Below are 13,856 nucleotides of genomic sequence, written 5' to 3'. Positions count from 1 at the left end.
TCGCCATGCCGACGACACGGTTCGTCGGCCGCCGCACCGATCTGGAGAGTGTCCGGCGGCGCCTCGCCGAGAGCCGCCTGGTGACGCTGACCGGGGTCGGCGGTGTCGGTAAGACCCGCCTGGCCGTGGAACTGACCCGCACCCTCGGCGGCGCCTTCCCGGACGGCATCCGGATGATCGACCTGTCCGCCGTCGGCGAGACCGGGCAGATCGCCCAGGCAGTGGTCACCGCGCTGGCGGTGATCGACAGGTCGATCGGCACCCCGGAGAGCAAACTGATCGCTCACCTCACCGGCCGCCGGACGCTGCTGATCCTCGACAACTGCGAACACGTCGCCGAGGGTTGTTCAGCGCTGATCGAGGAGATCCTCGATCACACCGAGCAGGTGCGGGTGCTCGCCACCAGCCGCCGCACCCTGGGCGTCCCCGGTGAGCACCTCTATCCGGTGCAGCCGCTGGCCGTACCGGACATGTCCCGGCTCTCCGGGCCGGAGGATCTCGGCGCGGTCGAGGCCGTGCAGTTGCTCGTCGACCGGGCGCGGGCGACGCAGCCCGAGTTCGCGCTCACCGACGCCAACCTGGCCGCGGCCGCACGCCTGTGTGTCCGGCTCGACGGGTTGCCGCTGGCCATCGAGCTGGCCAGCACCCGGCTGCGCAGCCTCTCCGTCCAGGAACTGGCCGAGCGCCTGGAGACCCGGCTCGACCTGCTGACCGGCCACGGTGGCCGGACCCGGCAGCGCACCCTGCGTGCGGTCATGGAATGGAGTCACTCGCTGTGCTCGCCACGGCAGCGTCTGCTCTGGGCCCGGCTGTCGGTCTTCGCGGGCACCTTCGACCTGCGGGCGGCCGAGGCGGTGTGCGCGGGCGCGGGGCTGCCGCACGACGACGTGCTCGACGAGCTCGACCAGCTGGTGGCCCAGTCGGTGGTGACCGCCGAGCCGACCGGGACGACCGTACGGTTCCGGCTGCTGGAGACCATCCGGCAGTACGGTCGTGAACGCCTGACCGAACTCGGCGAGCTGGACGACCTGCGCAACAGGCACCTGGACCACTACCTCGCGACGGCCCGGGAGGTGGCGGCGGGCTGGGCCACCCCCGGTCAGCGCGAGGGCCTGTCGCGGCTGCGTTCGGAGTACCCGAACCTGCGCGCCGCCCTGGACCATGCGCTGGCCGCGGCCGACCGCGGCCGGCACGCCCTCGAACTGGTGACCGCTCTGCGGCAGCTGTGGTATGCCGACGCCTATCTCAGCGAGGGCCGGGACTGGCTCGAACGGGCGCTCCTGGCGGCGCCGGCCGGCGCGACCCACGAGGATCGGCGGGCCCGCGCGGACACCTTGTGGGTGGCCGCGTGGGTGACCCTGCTGCAGGGCGACCACGAGCGGGCCGCCGCCCGCCTCGACGAGTGCGAATCGCTGGCCGGCAGCTCGGGACCGGACCGCGCCGTCGGATACGTGAGCGCGCTGCGCGGCACGTCCCTGCTGTTTCGGGACCGTCTCCCACAGGCGCAGGCCGCCTACGAGCAGGCCGCGACGGTCTTCCGGGCGATCGGCGACATGGAGGGCCTGCTGTGGACGCTGTTCCAACTGGCCATCACCGCGTCACATCAGGGCGACGGCGTACGGGCGGAACGAATCTGCCGGGAGTCGATCGAGATCAGCGAGTCGACCGGCGAGCGTCTGTGCCGTTCGTACGCCGTCTGGGTGCTGGCGTTCGACACCTGGCGGCGCGCTGACGCCGCTCGCGCCGAAAAGTTCATGGCCGAGGGGCTGGCCGGGCAGCGGGACTTCCACGACGCCGTCGGGGTCGCACTGCTGATCGAACTGGCCGCGTGGATCGCCGGAACCCGGGACGAACCCGCCACGTCGGCCCGGTTCCTGTCGGTGGCCGACAGCGTGTGGGAGTCGATCGGCACCCGCCTGACCGCGTTCGGGCCGCCGCTGCAGGAGCACCGGCTCGCCTGCGAAGAGTCGCTGCGGGCCAGGCTGGAACCGGCGGCCCTGCGGGTCGCTCGCACGCCACCTCGTTTCACCAGCGTCGACGACGCGATCAGCGCGGTCCTGGAACCGGATCCGAAGCCGGCCCCGCGGGCGGGCAGGCCGTCCGTGCTGACCGGCCGGGAACGGGAGATCGCCCACCTGCTCGCCGACGGGCTCAGCAACCGGGAGATCGCGGCCCGGCTGGTGATCTCCCCGCGTACGGTCGACGGCCATGTCGAACGGATCCTGGCGAAGCTCGGCTTCTCCACCCGTACCCAAGTCGCCGTGTGGGTCGCCCGGAACGGGTAGTCGATGGGGTGAAACCACCCTCCCCCACCCTGTTTCGAACATGTGACGCTCGCCACCCGTCATATTTCGACAAGGAGGCGGGCGGATGACGATCACCCACGACAGCACTGTCACGTTGCCCCACGGGCTGCTGCACATCGGAGGGCTACGGACGCCGGCAGCCGACGGCCGTACCGCACCGATCCTGGATCCCTCCACGGGTGCCGAACTCACCCGGGTCGCGGTAGCCGGACCGGCCGACGTCGACCGGGCGGTCACGGCCGCCCGGTCGGCGTTCGACGACGGCCCCTGGCCCAGGATGACGCCACGCGCCCGGGGCCGGATCCTGTGGCGGGTGGCCGACCTGCTGCGGGCCCGCGCGACCGAGTTCGCCCGCCTGGAGTCACTGGACGTCGGCAAGCCACTGATGTTCACCACCACAGTCGACATCCCGACCGTGATCGACACGTTCGAGTACTACGCCGGGCTGGTGGCCGGGCTGGAGGGCGCCACCCGGGCCACCGCGGCACCGTCGTTCGCCTACACCCGGCGGGAACCGATCGGCGTCGTCGGCGCGATCACGCCGTTCAACTTCCCGGCCATCCTGTCGGCGACCAAACTCGCGCCGGCCCTCGCGGCCGGCAACACCGTCGTACACAAGCCCGCTCCGGAAACCCCACTGAGTGCCCTGCTCTTCGCCGAACTGCTGGCCGAGGCCGGCCTGCCGGACGGCGTCTACAACCTGATCACCGGCGACGGGGCGGCCGGCGCGGCGCTGGTCGCGCACCCGGGCGTCGACAAGATCGCCTTCACCGGTTCCTCGGCGGTCGGCGCGCAGGTGGCCGCCCAGGCCTCGGCGACCTTGAAACAGGTCACGGTGGAACTCGGGGGCAAAGGCGCGAACATCATCTTCGCCGACGCCGATCTGGGCGCCGCGATCGAGACCGCCGTCGGTGCGTTCGTCTTCAACACCGGCCAGTTCTGCATGTCCGGCAGCCGGGTGCTGGTCGAACGGCCGGTCTACCGGGACGTGGTCGAGGCACTGGGCGGCGCGGCGACCCACGTACCGGTCGGTGACCCCTTCGCCGAGGACGTGGTGGTCGGCCCGATGGCCGGCCCGCTTCATCTCGCCAAGGTCGTCTCGTTCCTCGACCAGGCGGCGTCCTCCGGCGCCCAGGTGATCGGCGGGCAGCGGCCGGACGGCCCGGGCTTCTACGTCAGGCCCGCCGTGCTGTCGCAGGTGGCCCAGGACTCGCCGCTCGTGCAGGAGGAGGTCTTCGGCCCGGTCGTGACGGTCCAGCCGTTCGACACCGAGGACGAGGCGATCCGTCTGGCCAACGGCACCCGGTACGGGCTGTCGGCCGGGCTGCAGACCCGGGACCTCAGCCGGGCGCATCGCCTCGCCGCGGCGCTGAACGCCGGCATCGTCTGGGTCAACGGCTGGGCGCTACTCGACCCGGCCATGCCCTTCGGCGGCATCGGCGCCTCCGGCCACGGGCGGGAGAACGGCCCCGAAGGCCTGGACGCCTACCTGCGCACCAAATCGGTCGTCGTCAACCTGGCCTGACACGGCCACCTCGAAAGGACATCAGCCATGTTCAAGACGCAGGCAGCCGTGGTCGAGAGCCCCGGCGCCCGGTTCACCGTCACCGACGTCGAACTCGCCGACCTCCGCCCGGACGAGGTCCTGGTACGGATCGTCGCGGCCGGACTGTGCCACACCGATCTGGGCGTACAGGCCGGTGGCATCCCCTTCGCCCTGCCCGGCGTGCTCGGGCACGAAGGGGCCGGCGTGGTCGTCGAGACCGGCGCCGCCGTCACCCGGGTCGCAGCCGGCGACCAGGTGCTGCTCAGCTTCACCTCGTGCGGGACCTGCCGGTCCTGCCGGGGCGGGCACCCGGCCTACTGCGACACCTGGGTACCGCAGAACCTCATCCTCGGCCGGCGTTGCGACGGTACGCCGACCATCACCCGGGCCGGGGCACCGATCGGCGGCCGGTTCTTCGGCCAGTCGTCGTTCGCCGCACACGCCATCGCCGACGAACGCAGCCTGATCAAGGTGGCCGCGGACGTCCCGCTGGACGTGCTGGCCCCACTCGGATGCGGCGTGCAGACCGGTTTCGGCACGGTGTGGAACGTGCTGGCACCACGACCGGGCACCACCCTCGCCGTGTTCGGGGCGGGCGCGGTGGGGCTGGCCGCGGTGATGGCGGCCGCCGGCCTGCCGCTGGGCGCGGTGATCGCCGTCGACCGGGTCACCGAGCGGCTCGAACTGGCCCGCGAGGTCGGTGCCACGCACACGATCGACACCCGGACCGAGGATCCGGCCACGCAGATCGCCGCGGCCACCCGGGGGCGGGGACTCGACTACGCGATCGACACGACCGGGGTGCCCGCCCTGGTGCGTACCGCCGTCGACGCTCTGGGGATCCGCGGCACCTGCGCGATCGTCGGCGCCCCACCAGCCGGCACCGAGGTCGCCTTCGAGGTGCAGAGCCTGCTGCCGGGCAAGCGGATCGTCGGCGTCACCCTCGGCGACGCCGAACCCGAGACGCTGATCCCGCAGCTGGTCGATCTGCACCGAGCCGGCCGGCTGCCACTGGAGAAGCTCGTCAGGAACTACTCGCTGGCCGAAATCGACATCGCCGCGAAGGACATGCACAGCGGCCGGACCGTCAAACCAGTGATCAGAATGGACGCCTGAGAAGCCCGGCTACCGCAAGGCCCCGGAACATCCGGACCGCACCACGGCCGACGACGCCTGGGCCGTGCGGCCCGGCCGGCGGCCGGGTTCCTGTAAAGTCCCGAGGTCGTCGCCGGCTGGGACGACCAACTGGTCAGCATGCGGGACCGCGCGCGATCGGCCCCGGAAGTGACCGCTGATGTCGGGTGCGGCAGCCGCGTCTACCTGTTCTCGGGCAGGATGGCGACATGCCCGTCACCGTGACCACCCACATCGGCGCCACGCCCGAGGTCGTGTGGGATCTCGTCGCCGATGTCACCCGCATAGGCGCCGCCGACCGGGGGCGCGAATTCGGTTTCGACGTGGTCGGGGCGGGTTTCCTCGCGGTGGCCCGCTGGACCTACACGTTGCGCCCGGACGGCGACGGCTGCGAGGTGACCGAGACGTACACCGACCGCCGAGGGCCCGCTCTCAAACTCTTCGGCATCGCGATGTTGCGGATCCCGGACCGTGACGCCCACAACCGCCGCACGATGACTGAGACGCTGAACCGCCTCCGCCTCGCCGCGGAGGCACCAACCGAAGCCGCCTGACCGGACCTGGCGCATGTCGCGTCAGCCGACCGGTCTCCACGGACCTGGGCGAGCAGGGTCACCCGTGCCTCGACCCTGGAATGATGATCGGGTGCCGAACCTCGACTTCTACGCCGTGGACGACGACTGGCCCGCGGTGCTCGACATCGTCTTCGGCCTGACCCTGTTCCGGGTGTGGGAGGCCTACTCACGCCCCGGCCATGATCTGCGCGAGTTCCGCACCACCGACGAGATCGTCGAAGCCGGTGAGGACTACCTCATGCTGCTGGTCACCGGCGCCGGCCCGGAACCGCGTATCCGGCGCATCGACTTCGCACCCGGGGTGTCGGAGGCCGGGTTCCGCTACATCTGCGAGGGCTGGGGGCTCATCCAGCTCCACTACGGCGGCTTCTTCAAGGAACGGGAGCTGCGGTGGACCCACACGAACCACAACACGGAGAAACGCGCCCTGACATGGGCGCCGACCAGCCCCGGGATCGGCGATCCCGCCGCCTGGGACTGGAAGGCGGTCACCAGCGCGTCCGGCCGGCTCAACCGCGCGATCCGCCGCCTGGCCGTAGACAAGATCGGCCCCCGTCCGGTGCTGCCGGCTGCCGCCCGGCTCATCGACGCGGCAGACCTGCGGTACGTGTACGGGACAGGCATTCACACGACACCGTCATACGGAAGTACCGCGCGTTGACGCCGGCCGCCGCTGTCAGCGGACGGCTTTGCGGCGTTTCCTCTCCTCGATGAGGATCGCCCGCGCCTCCTGCTTGGTCAGGCCCAGTTCGGTGAGCAGGCGACGATGCGGAATGCTCAGCAGAGCCCCGACCGCGACCCCGACCAGCGCGCCGGGCAGCACGGACGCCCCCGCCGCTGACAGGGCGACCACGATGGCCACCAGCACGATGATCGCCAGCACGGCCAAGATGGTGAGTTGACGTTGTGAGCGCACCAGCCGCTCGCGGTTCTCGGGGCTGAGTTCGGGCACGGGATCCTCCGGTCGTTGCGATGATCGGACGGTAACCGGCTCGGGGGCCGGCCGGGTTTCGCATCGGACACCGTTGGACAGTGCCCGCGGTCAGGTGAGGCGTTGCGCCCAGTGGACCCGGCCGTCTCCGCCGACGCAGATCAGGGCGATCAGCATGTCCTGTGTGGTCACGGGCGCGGTGGCGACCCGGGCCCCGGCGGGGGTGTCCGGGCGTTCGGCGTGCAGCACGGTCTGGAACGTCACCGGGGAGGCGTCCAGCGACGACACGGTGATGATGTTTCCCGCGCCCCAGAACGACCCGCCGGACTCGCGGGTGCCGGTGCCCGCCAGCCAGTCGTACCGGTCGCGGGCGTCGTCGAGGGATCCGTCCAGGCCGGTGGAGACGTGTTCGGGGTCCGGCGCGGTCACGGCGAGGAAACCGGGCAGCAGGTGCCGGCGTTGGTCGAGCAGGACGATCCGCAGGGTGGTGTCCTCCGGTGCCGTCGGCGCGGTCCAGGAGACGCGGCCGAGCAGGATCTGGTCGTCGTCGCTGGTGGCGATCTCGGCGTCGAACGGTTCGAGGGCGGCGTCGGCGGTGGCCTGATCGACCAGCCGCAGTGTCGCGGAGGCCCGCAGAGCGTCCGGCCCGTACGGCGCCCGGCCCTGCCACCAACGCCAGCCGGCGATCGCGGTGACTCCGGCGAGGAGCACCACCACTCCCAGGATCAGACCCGCCCGCTGCCGCATGACCGCAGTAGAGCACGCCCCCGCAAGTGCCGTCGGCAGCTTCGACAAGTTGACGGTTGATAAAGCAGATGCTTGAGTAAGCGTCATGGCAGTCACCATGGACGACGAGCGGCTCGACGCGTTGTTCACCGCGCTGAGCGACCCCACCCGGCGAGACATCGTCGTCCGGCTGAGCGCCGGCGAGGCCACGGTCAAAGACCTGGCCGAGCGGTACGCGATGAGCACGCAAGCCGTGTCACAGCACATCGGCGTGCTCGAACGTTCCGGACTGATCAGCCGGGGCCGGCACCGTCAGACCCGGCCGTGCCGTCTCGAACCGGGCGCCCTCGACGTCGCCGCCTCCTGGATCGAGCAGAGCCGGCGCATCTGGTCCGAACGCATGGACCGGCTGGAGACCCGCCTCGACCAGCTGCAGCGAGACGACGACCGGTGAGCGACGCCGACCTCGTCTACCAGCGGACCTTCCGGGCACCCCGCGAGCTGGTTTGGCACTGCCTCACCGACCCCGCCGAGCCCGCGCGTTTCTGGGGCCCGCACGGCATGATCACCCCACCGGACGGCATCGTCGTCGAGCTGTGGCCGGGCGGCCGGTTCGAGACCCTGATGATCGGCGCGCACGGCAGTCACCGGATGGTCGCCGTGTTCACCGAGGTCGTCGCACCCGAGCGGCTCGCCTGGTTCGAACCGGCGAGCGGGATGCGCACCACGAGCACGCTGGACGATCTCGGCGCCGACGGTACCTCGGTCGTCATCCGTCAGCAGCATGTGCCCGAGGCGATGCGTACCCCCGAGTCCCGGGCCGGTTTCCTCACCTCCCTCGACAAGCTCGAGAAACACCTCGCCCACCTCGTGCAGGGAGACCGTTGATGTCCGATCCGATGGCCTGGGTGGCGCCGACCTACACGCGTCTCGCCGATCTGCTCACCGTCTCCCCCACCGCGTGGGACGCGCCCACCCTGTGTGAGAAATGGCTGGTCCGGCATGTGGTCGCACATGTGACGATGCCGGTGCGCCTGACGCCGGAGCGGTTCGGCGCCGAGATGGCGGCGGCCGGCGGCGACTTCACCGTGCTGTCCGACAACGTCGCCGCCCGGGACGCGTCGCTGCCGCCGACCGACCTGCTGGACCAGCTGCGGTCGCCGCGACTGCACACCTGGCAGCCACCCGACGGCGGCGCGGCCGGTGCACTGAGCCACGCCGTCATCCACTCCCTGGACGTGACGATCGCCCTCGGCATGCCCACAGCCGCACCGGCCGCAGCGGTGACCGCTGTCCTTGATCTGCTCACCGCCGCCGACGGCGCACTGTTCGGCGTGGACCTGACCGGCATCCGGCTGGAGGCGGCCGACACCGGCTGGGCTTGGGGCGACGGCCGACTCGTCCGCGCCGGCAGCGGCGAACTGGTCGCATTGTTGAGCGCGCGCACGCTGCCCGACGGCCGGGCTCTCCCCCCGCCGCTGAATCCTCGGTGAGCCACCCGGTCCCCCCGGGCAAGTCGCCTCGCCCTGTCGGAACGAGTCACCCGGCACCGCTGGTCACCGGCGCGGACGAGGGCCTGTTTCGCTCGGCGTGGCGGTGCTGGACCGGATCGTCAAGGTGGTGGCGATCTCGACACCCAGCTGGGACTGGCGCTCGCCCCGGCCCAGGGCCAGCGCCAGCTCGGTCGCGGCGACGGCCATCTCACTCAGCGGCTGGCGGACGGTGGTGAGCGGCGGGTCGACCAGCTCGGCGACCGGCAGATCGTCGAAGCCGACCACGCTCAGGTCGCCGGGAATCGCCAGCCCGGCCTCGCGGGCCGCCTGATAGACGCCGAGGGCCTGCAGGTCGTTGGCCGCGAAGATCGCCGTGGGCCGGTCGGGCCGGCGCAGCAGCGCGGCCGCCGCCGTGTATCCGTCCTCGCGGGTCAACGGCACGTTCACGATCAGATCCGGATCGGCCGGCAGGCCGGATGCGGCGAGCCCGGCCCGGTAGCCGTCCTGGCGGGCCTGGCAGCACAGGACGTGCTCGGGACCGCCGATCATGGCGATGCGGCGGTGCCCGAGCCCGGCCAGATGGCGCGCCGCCGTCCGGCCGCCGGTCCAGTTGGTCGCGCCGACGAACGGCACGTCGGCCGGCAGCTCCACGGTCGGGTCGAAGACGACGAACGGAATGTCTTTCGCCCGCAGCTCGTCACGCTCGGCGGCCGACAGGTGCGCCACGGCCAGCACGCACTGCGGCCGCCGGGCGACGGTGTCGTCCCAGGTGGACTCGTCGGACTCGGCCAGACCCGACTCGGAGACGGTGACGCCGAGCCGGTGCCGGCGGGCCACCTGCTTGACGCCGCGGATGATCTCGACGGCCCACATGCTCTCCAGGTCACGGAAGACCAGCTCCAGCACGTTGCGGCGGTGGGCCGCGGAGACCTTGCGATAGCCGTGCTCGTAGATCAGGCTCTCGACGCGGGCACGGGTGGTCGCCGAGACCCCGGAGCGTCCGTTGATCACCTTGGACACGGTGGGGATCGACACTCCGGCGGACTCGGCGATGTAGGCGATGGTGACGGGCCGCGACGAGTCACCGCCACGTGGCATCTCGCTCACCCGTCCGGTCCTCCCGCTCGCGCCCGCTCACCGATGGGCGGGCATCGATCCTAACGCGACGCTTCAGGCAGGCGAGCCGGTCACCGTCGACCCCGTTTTGATGATTTTGTACGTGGTCCGCGCGCCGCTCCAGAAGTGGAAGGTGAGCGTGACCGTGCCGTCGTCGACCTCCGCGAAGAAGGCCTCCTTCAGCGTGATCGTGCCCGCGGCGTAGTCAGGCTGGAAGTGCTCCCAGAACTGCTTGAAGGTGGACCAGTCGGCCGGACCGGCGGGGCTGCCGTCGGCGTACACCGCCTCCATGGTTTGCAGTTGATCGCCGTTGAACCGGGTGGGCACAGTCGTCGCGGTGGTGGTGCCGGTCGTTGCCTCCTGGGTCGGCTGGTCGGCGGAGATGATGCTGATCGGCCAGGCCGTTCCGGCGGAGAAGCGGGCTTCGATGGTGGCGTTCACGCCGTAGGCGCGGTTGCCCGCGAGCCGGGTCAGGGCCGCCGGGGTGAGAGTGAGGGTGGTGCCGGAGAGGGTGTAGTCGGCGGCGGGGAGCGCGGTGCCGTTCCGGTAGAGGCCCTGGAACGTGGTGCCGTTGAGGTGGAGGGTCAGCGGCTTCGCGGTGATGGTGCCCGACTTCGGCAGGTAGATCTGGTCGGACGAGGCGGTGCCCGAACGGGTGGTCCAGCCGGCCTTCATCATGTCGAAGACGACCTGGTCACGCCAGGTGAGGGTGGAACGGTTCAGGAACTGGCCGGCGTCCCAGACCATCGTGGTGGCGCCGGTGGTGCGGGCCCGGTGGCTGAACTCCTCGATGAACTTGAGGAACTCGCCGCGCTCGATGACGCCCGGGCGGTTGTGGTCCCAGTTGAGCAGTGCCCACTCCCCCACGATCACCGGGATGCCCCGGTCGATGAATGACGCCTTGACCCGGTCGAAGGTGCCGTTGAGGTCGGCGCGGACCTCCTCGTTGTAGCGGACGCCGCCGGCGATGTTCACGCTGAACGGCCACCAGCCGTAGAAGTGGACGGTGGCGGCCAGGTAGGGATCGTTGAGCGCGGTGAACGTGGCGTTCAGCGCGTCCAGGCGCGGCTGGTCGGCGTTCGTCCACAGGGTCGGCAACACGAGGACACGGGTCGAGTTGTTGCCGCCGGTAGCGCGTACGAGCTGAACGAATGTGGTGTTGAGGGTGTTGAGCAGCGGATACTTCTGCTCGTCGGTGACGCCGGTGAAGTCGGGCTCGTTGATGCTCTCGAAGACCAGCTCGGCCGGGTAGTCGCGGAAGGTGCTGCTCAGCTGGGTCCACACGGCGGTGTAGCGGTCGAGGACGGCGGCGTCGGCCGGGTAGGTGTTGATCCAGCGCCACGAGTCGTGGTGCAGGTTGATCATCACGTACAGGTCCTCGTCGAGGGCCATGTCGACGACCTGTTTCACCCGGGCCAGCCAGGTGGCGTCGAGCGTGTGGGCCGGGGCCGCGCCGAGGTGGTCGGCCCAGGTGACCGGGATCCGGACGCTCCGGTAGCCCTCGGATCGGACCTTGTGCAGAAGTTCCCGGCTGGTGAGCGGGTTGCCCCAGCTGGTCTCGGCGGGGATCGCGTCGAGAGTGTTGCCGAGGTTCCAGCCGGGCTGCATCGCGGCGACGACATCCTTGGCCGGCGTCGGCTGCGGCGTGGTGCCTCCCGTGCAGGCGACGCCGTTGAGGGTGAACGACGCCGGCACCGGGTTGCTGCCCGACCAGACCCCGTTGAACCCGAACGACACTGTCGCGCCGGTGGCGATCGCGGCGTTCCAGCTGGCGTTGGTGGCGGTGACCGTGCTGCCGGACGCGACGACGCCGGCGCCCCAGGCCTGGGTGACGGCCTGTCCGGCTGCCGGGAAGGTCCAGGCGAGCTGCCAGCCGTTGATCGCGGCACCGAGGTTGGTCACGGCGACGTTGCCGGTGAAACCACCAGGCCACTGCGCACCGACGGTGTAGGAGACCCGGCAGCCGGCCGCGGCCTGGGCGCTGGTCGCCGGCACCGCCGTGCCGGTCAGCAGGCCGATCACGGCGGCGGCGAGCGTGGCCATCCTTGCGAGAGATCGTCGTTTGCCTTGCAGGTTCATGAGGGCTCGATTCCTGGGGATGAGGGCCTCAGTTGGGGGACTCGGCCCGAAAGTTTCTGGTCGCAGGCTAGAAACTCGAGAGATAGCCGTCAATGAATCGGCGATCGGCGGCACAGCGTTCACCGCCACCCGCAAACCTCCGGCAGCACGTTGACCACATCGATCACCGTCGCTAGCCTGCATCCGCTGGAAAGTTTCTCCACTCCTGACCACGAATGAAGAGAAACATTCATCCGGGATGATCCTGCGCCGGCCAATGCAGACCGACGACGATCAGTCCCGTACCGGCGGCGAAGATGATGGTGTTGCCGTGTGCCGTGCAGCTCGCCACTGGGAAGTGGACCGGCACCACAAGGTGGCGTGACTTGCCTGGATCCCGCAACCGGACCGTCTGGTCGTCGCTGACGGTGACGAGCAGGACCTGCCCGTCGACCTCGACCGGGCACACCGCTCGCACCCCGCCGGTGTGTCCTTCCAAGGTGTGTACGGTGCTGCCCTTGGCGGGATCCCACAACCGGACCGTCCGGTCACCACTGGCAGTGGCAAGGAGGACCTGACCGTCGACAACGATCGAGCACACCGCGCTCACCCCGCCGGAATGACCCTCCAAGGTACGCACGGTGGCGCCGCTGACGGGATCCCACAACCGAACCGTCCGGTCACCACTGGCGGAGGCGAGCAGGACCTGCCCGTCGACCTCGATCGGACACACCGCTCGCACCCAGCTGGTGTGGCCGTGCAGGGTACGCATGGCGATGCCGCTGACGGGATCCCACAACCGGACCGTGCGGTCACCGCTGGCCGTCGCAAGGAGGACCTGACCCTCCACCTCGATCGAACACACCGCGCTGACCCAGCCCATGTGGCCTTCCAGCGTGCGCAGAGTGGTGCCACTGGAGGGGTCCCACAACCGGACCGTCCGGTCACCGCTCGCGGAAGCCAGCAGGACCTGCCCGTCCACCGGCACCGGGCACACCGCGTTCACCCAGCCCATGTGGCCTTCCAGCGTGCGCAGAGTGGTGCCACTGGAGGGGTCCCACAACCGAACCGTCCGGTCACCGCTCGCGGAAGCCAGCAGGACCTGACCGTCGACCTCGATCGGACACACCGCTCGCACCCAGCCCGTGTGACCCTCCGGAGTGCGCACGGCGGTGCCGCTGGCCGGATCCCACAACCGGATCGTCCGGTCGTCGCTGGCGGAGGCGAGCAGGACCTGACCGTCGACGACGATCGGGCACACCTCGTTCACCCAGCCCGTGTGACCTTCCAGAGTGCGCACGGCGGCGCCGGTCGCCGGATCCCACAACCGGACCGTCTGGTCGCCGCCGGCCGAGGCGAGCAGGACCCGGCCGTCGAACTCGACCAGACGCACCGCACTCACCCCACCGCCATGGCCCTCCAGAGTGCGAACGGTGATGCCGCTGGCCGGATCCCACAACCGGATCGTCCGGTCACCGCTGGCGGTAGCGAGCAGAACCTGCCCATCCACCGGCACCAGGCACACCGCTCGCACCCCACCGGTGTGACCCTCCAAGACGCGCACCGTGGCACCACTGGAGGGATCCCACAACCGGATCGTCCGGTCACCGCTGGCAGTGGCGAGCAGAACCTGCCCATCCACCGGAACCGGGCACACCGCGATCACCCAGCCGGTATGACCCTCCAAGGTACGAATGGTGGTGCCGTCGGAGGGATCCCACAACCGGACCGACTGATCATCACTGGCCGAGGCCAGCAGAACCCGACCGCCGACCTCGACCGGACACACCGCCCGCACCCAACCGGAATGACCCTCCAAGACGCGCACCGTGACACCACTGGAGGGATCCCACAACCGGACCGACTGATCATCACTGGCCGAGGCCAGCAGAACCCGACCGCCGACCTCGACCGAGCACACCGCCCGCACCCAACCGGAATGACCCTCCAAGACGCGCACCGTGACACCAC

At 70.5% G+C, this 13,856-nt stretch carries 13 protein-coding genes; 8 read left to right on the top strand and 5 right to left on the bottom strand.

Annotated elements, in window-relative coordinates:
* The first annotated feature begins 5 nt into the window (after nt 1-5).
* From ACFO0C_RS43140 to ACFO0C_RS43120, 5 genes are all read left to right on the top strand, one after another.
* Nucleotides 6-2,285, top strand: coding sequence for an ATP-binding protein (locus tag ACFO0C_RS43140; RefSeq protein ID WP_378072654.1), 2,280 nt, complete (start codon nt 6-8; stop codon nt 2,283-2,285).
* Nucleotides 2,286-2,370: 85 nt separating this feature from the next.
* Complete coding sequence (locus ACFO0C_RS43135) at nt 2,371-3,831, top strand: aldehyde dehydrogenase family protein (RefSeq protein ID WP_378072653.1); 1,461 nt, start codon at nt 2,371-2,373, stop codon at nt 3,829-3,831.
* Between the two features lie 27 nt (nt 3,832-3,858).
* Nucleotides 3,859-4,968 carry an NAD(P)-dependent alcohol dehydrogenase gene (locus ACFO0C_RS43130; RefSeq protein ID WP_378072652.1) on the top strand — a complete coding sequence of 370 codons (1,110 nt, stop codon included), beginning with the start codon at nt 3,859-3,861 and terminating at the stop codon, nt 4,966-4,968.
* Between the two features lie 227 nt (nt 4,969-5,195).
* Nucleotides 5,196-5,540, top strand: coding sequence for an SRPBCC family protein (locus ACFO0C_RS43125; protein ID WP_378072651.1), 345 nt, complete (start codon nt 5,196-5,198; stop codon nt 5,538-5,540).
* A gap of 91 nt (nt 5,541-5,631) precedes the next feature.
* A complete protein-coding gene (locus ACFO0C_RS43120) occupies nt 5,632-6,222 on the top strand; it encodes a hypothetical protein (RefSeq protein WP_378072650.1) in 591 nt (196 codons plus the stop codon).
* Nucleotides 6,223-6,237: 15 nt separating this feature from the next.
* Here the strand turns inward: ACFO0C_RS43120 and ACFO0C_RS43115 are convergent, their stop codons facing one another.
* Nucleotides 6,238-6,513 carry a hypothetical protein gene (locus ACFO0C_RS43115; RefSeq protein ID WP_378072649.1) on the bottom strand — a complete coding sequence of 92 codons (276 nt, stop codon included), beginning with the start codon at nt 6,511-6,513 and terminating at the stop codon, nt 6,238-6,240.
* A 90-nt stretch (nt 6,514-6,603) separates the two neighbouring features.
* Nucleotides 6,604-7,239, bottom strand: a complete 636-nt coding sequence (locus tag ACFO0C_RS43110) for a hypothetical protein (protein ID WP_378072648.1) — start codon at nt 7,237-7,239, stop codon at nt 6,604-6,606.
* 85 nt (nt 7,240-7,324) lie between these two features.
* Between ACFO0C_RS43110 and ACFO0C_RS43105 the strand changes: the two genes are divergently transcribed.
* From ACFO0C_RS43105 to ACFO0C_RS43095, 3 genes are read left to right on the top strand one after another with little or no spacing between them, the layout of a single operon-like run.
* Nucleotides 7,325-7,672, top strand: coding sequence for an ArsR/SmtB family transcription factor (locus tag ACFO0C_RS43105; RefSeq protein ID WP_378072647.1), 348 nt, complete (start codon nt 7,325-7,327; stop codon nt 7,670-7,672).
* Nucleotides 7,669-8,106, top strand: a complete 438-nt coding sequence (locus tag ACFO0C_RS43100) for an SRPBCC family protein (protein WP_378072646.1) — start codon at nt 7,669-7,671, stop codon at nt 8,104-8,106. The genes ACFO0C_RS43105 and ACFO0C_RS43100 overlap by 4 nt, the downstream gene beginning before the upstream one ends.
* Nucleotides 8,106-8,711 carry a maleylpyruvate isomerase family mycothiol-dependent enzyme gene (locus ACFO0C_RS43095; protein WP_378072645.1) on the top strand — a complete coding sequence of 202 codons (606 nt, stop codon included), beginning with the start codon at nt 8,106-8,108 and terminating at the stop codon, nt 8,709-8,711. The genes ACFO0C_RS43100 and ACFO0C_RS43095 overlap by 1 nt, the downstream gene beginning before the upstream one ends.
* A 63-nt stretch (nt 8,712-8,774) precedes the next feature.
* Here the strand turns inward: ACFO0C_RS43095 and ACFO0C_RS43090 are convergent, their stop codons facing one another.
* From ACFO0C_RS43090 to ACFO0C_RS43080, 3 genes are all read right to left on the bottom strand, one after another.
* Complete coding sequence (locus ACFO0C_RS43090; RefSeq protein ID WP_378072866.1) at nt 8,775-9,809, bottom strand: LacI family DNA-binding transcriptional regulator; 1,035 nt, start codon at nt 9,807-9,809, stop codon at nt 8,775-8,777.
* 72 nt (nt 9,810-9,881) lie between these two features.
* Nucleotides 9,882-11,870: a cellulase family glycosylhydrolase gene (locus ACFO0C_RS43085; protein WP_378072644.1), complete on the bottom strand. Its 1,989-nt coding sequence runs from the start codon at nt 11,868-11,870 to the stop codon at nt 9,882-9,884.
* A gap of 265 nt (nt 11,871-12,135) precedes the next feature.
* Nucleotides 12,136-13,856 (bottom strand): WD40 repeat domain-containing protein (locus ACFO0C_RS43080; RefSeq protein WP_378072643.1); only part of this gene is annotated, 1,721 nt, incomplete at its 5' end.

The sequence above is a fragment of the Actinoplanes subglobosus genome (assembly GCF_042650585.1).
In the GTDB taxonomy this organism is placed as follows: Bacteria; Actinomycetota; Actinomycetes; order Mycobacteriales; family Micromonosporaceae; genus Actinoplanes; species Actinoplanes subglobosus.
This window is presented reverse-complemented; position numbering and strand designations above follow the sequence as displayed.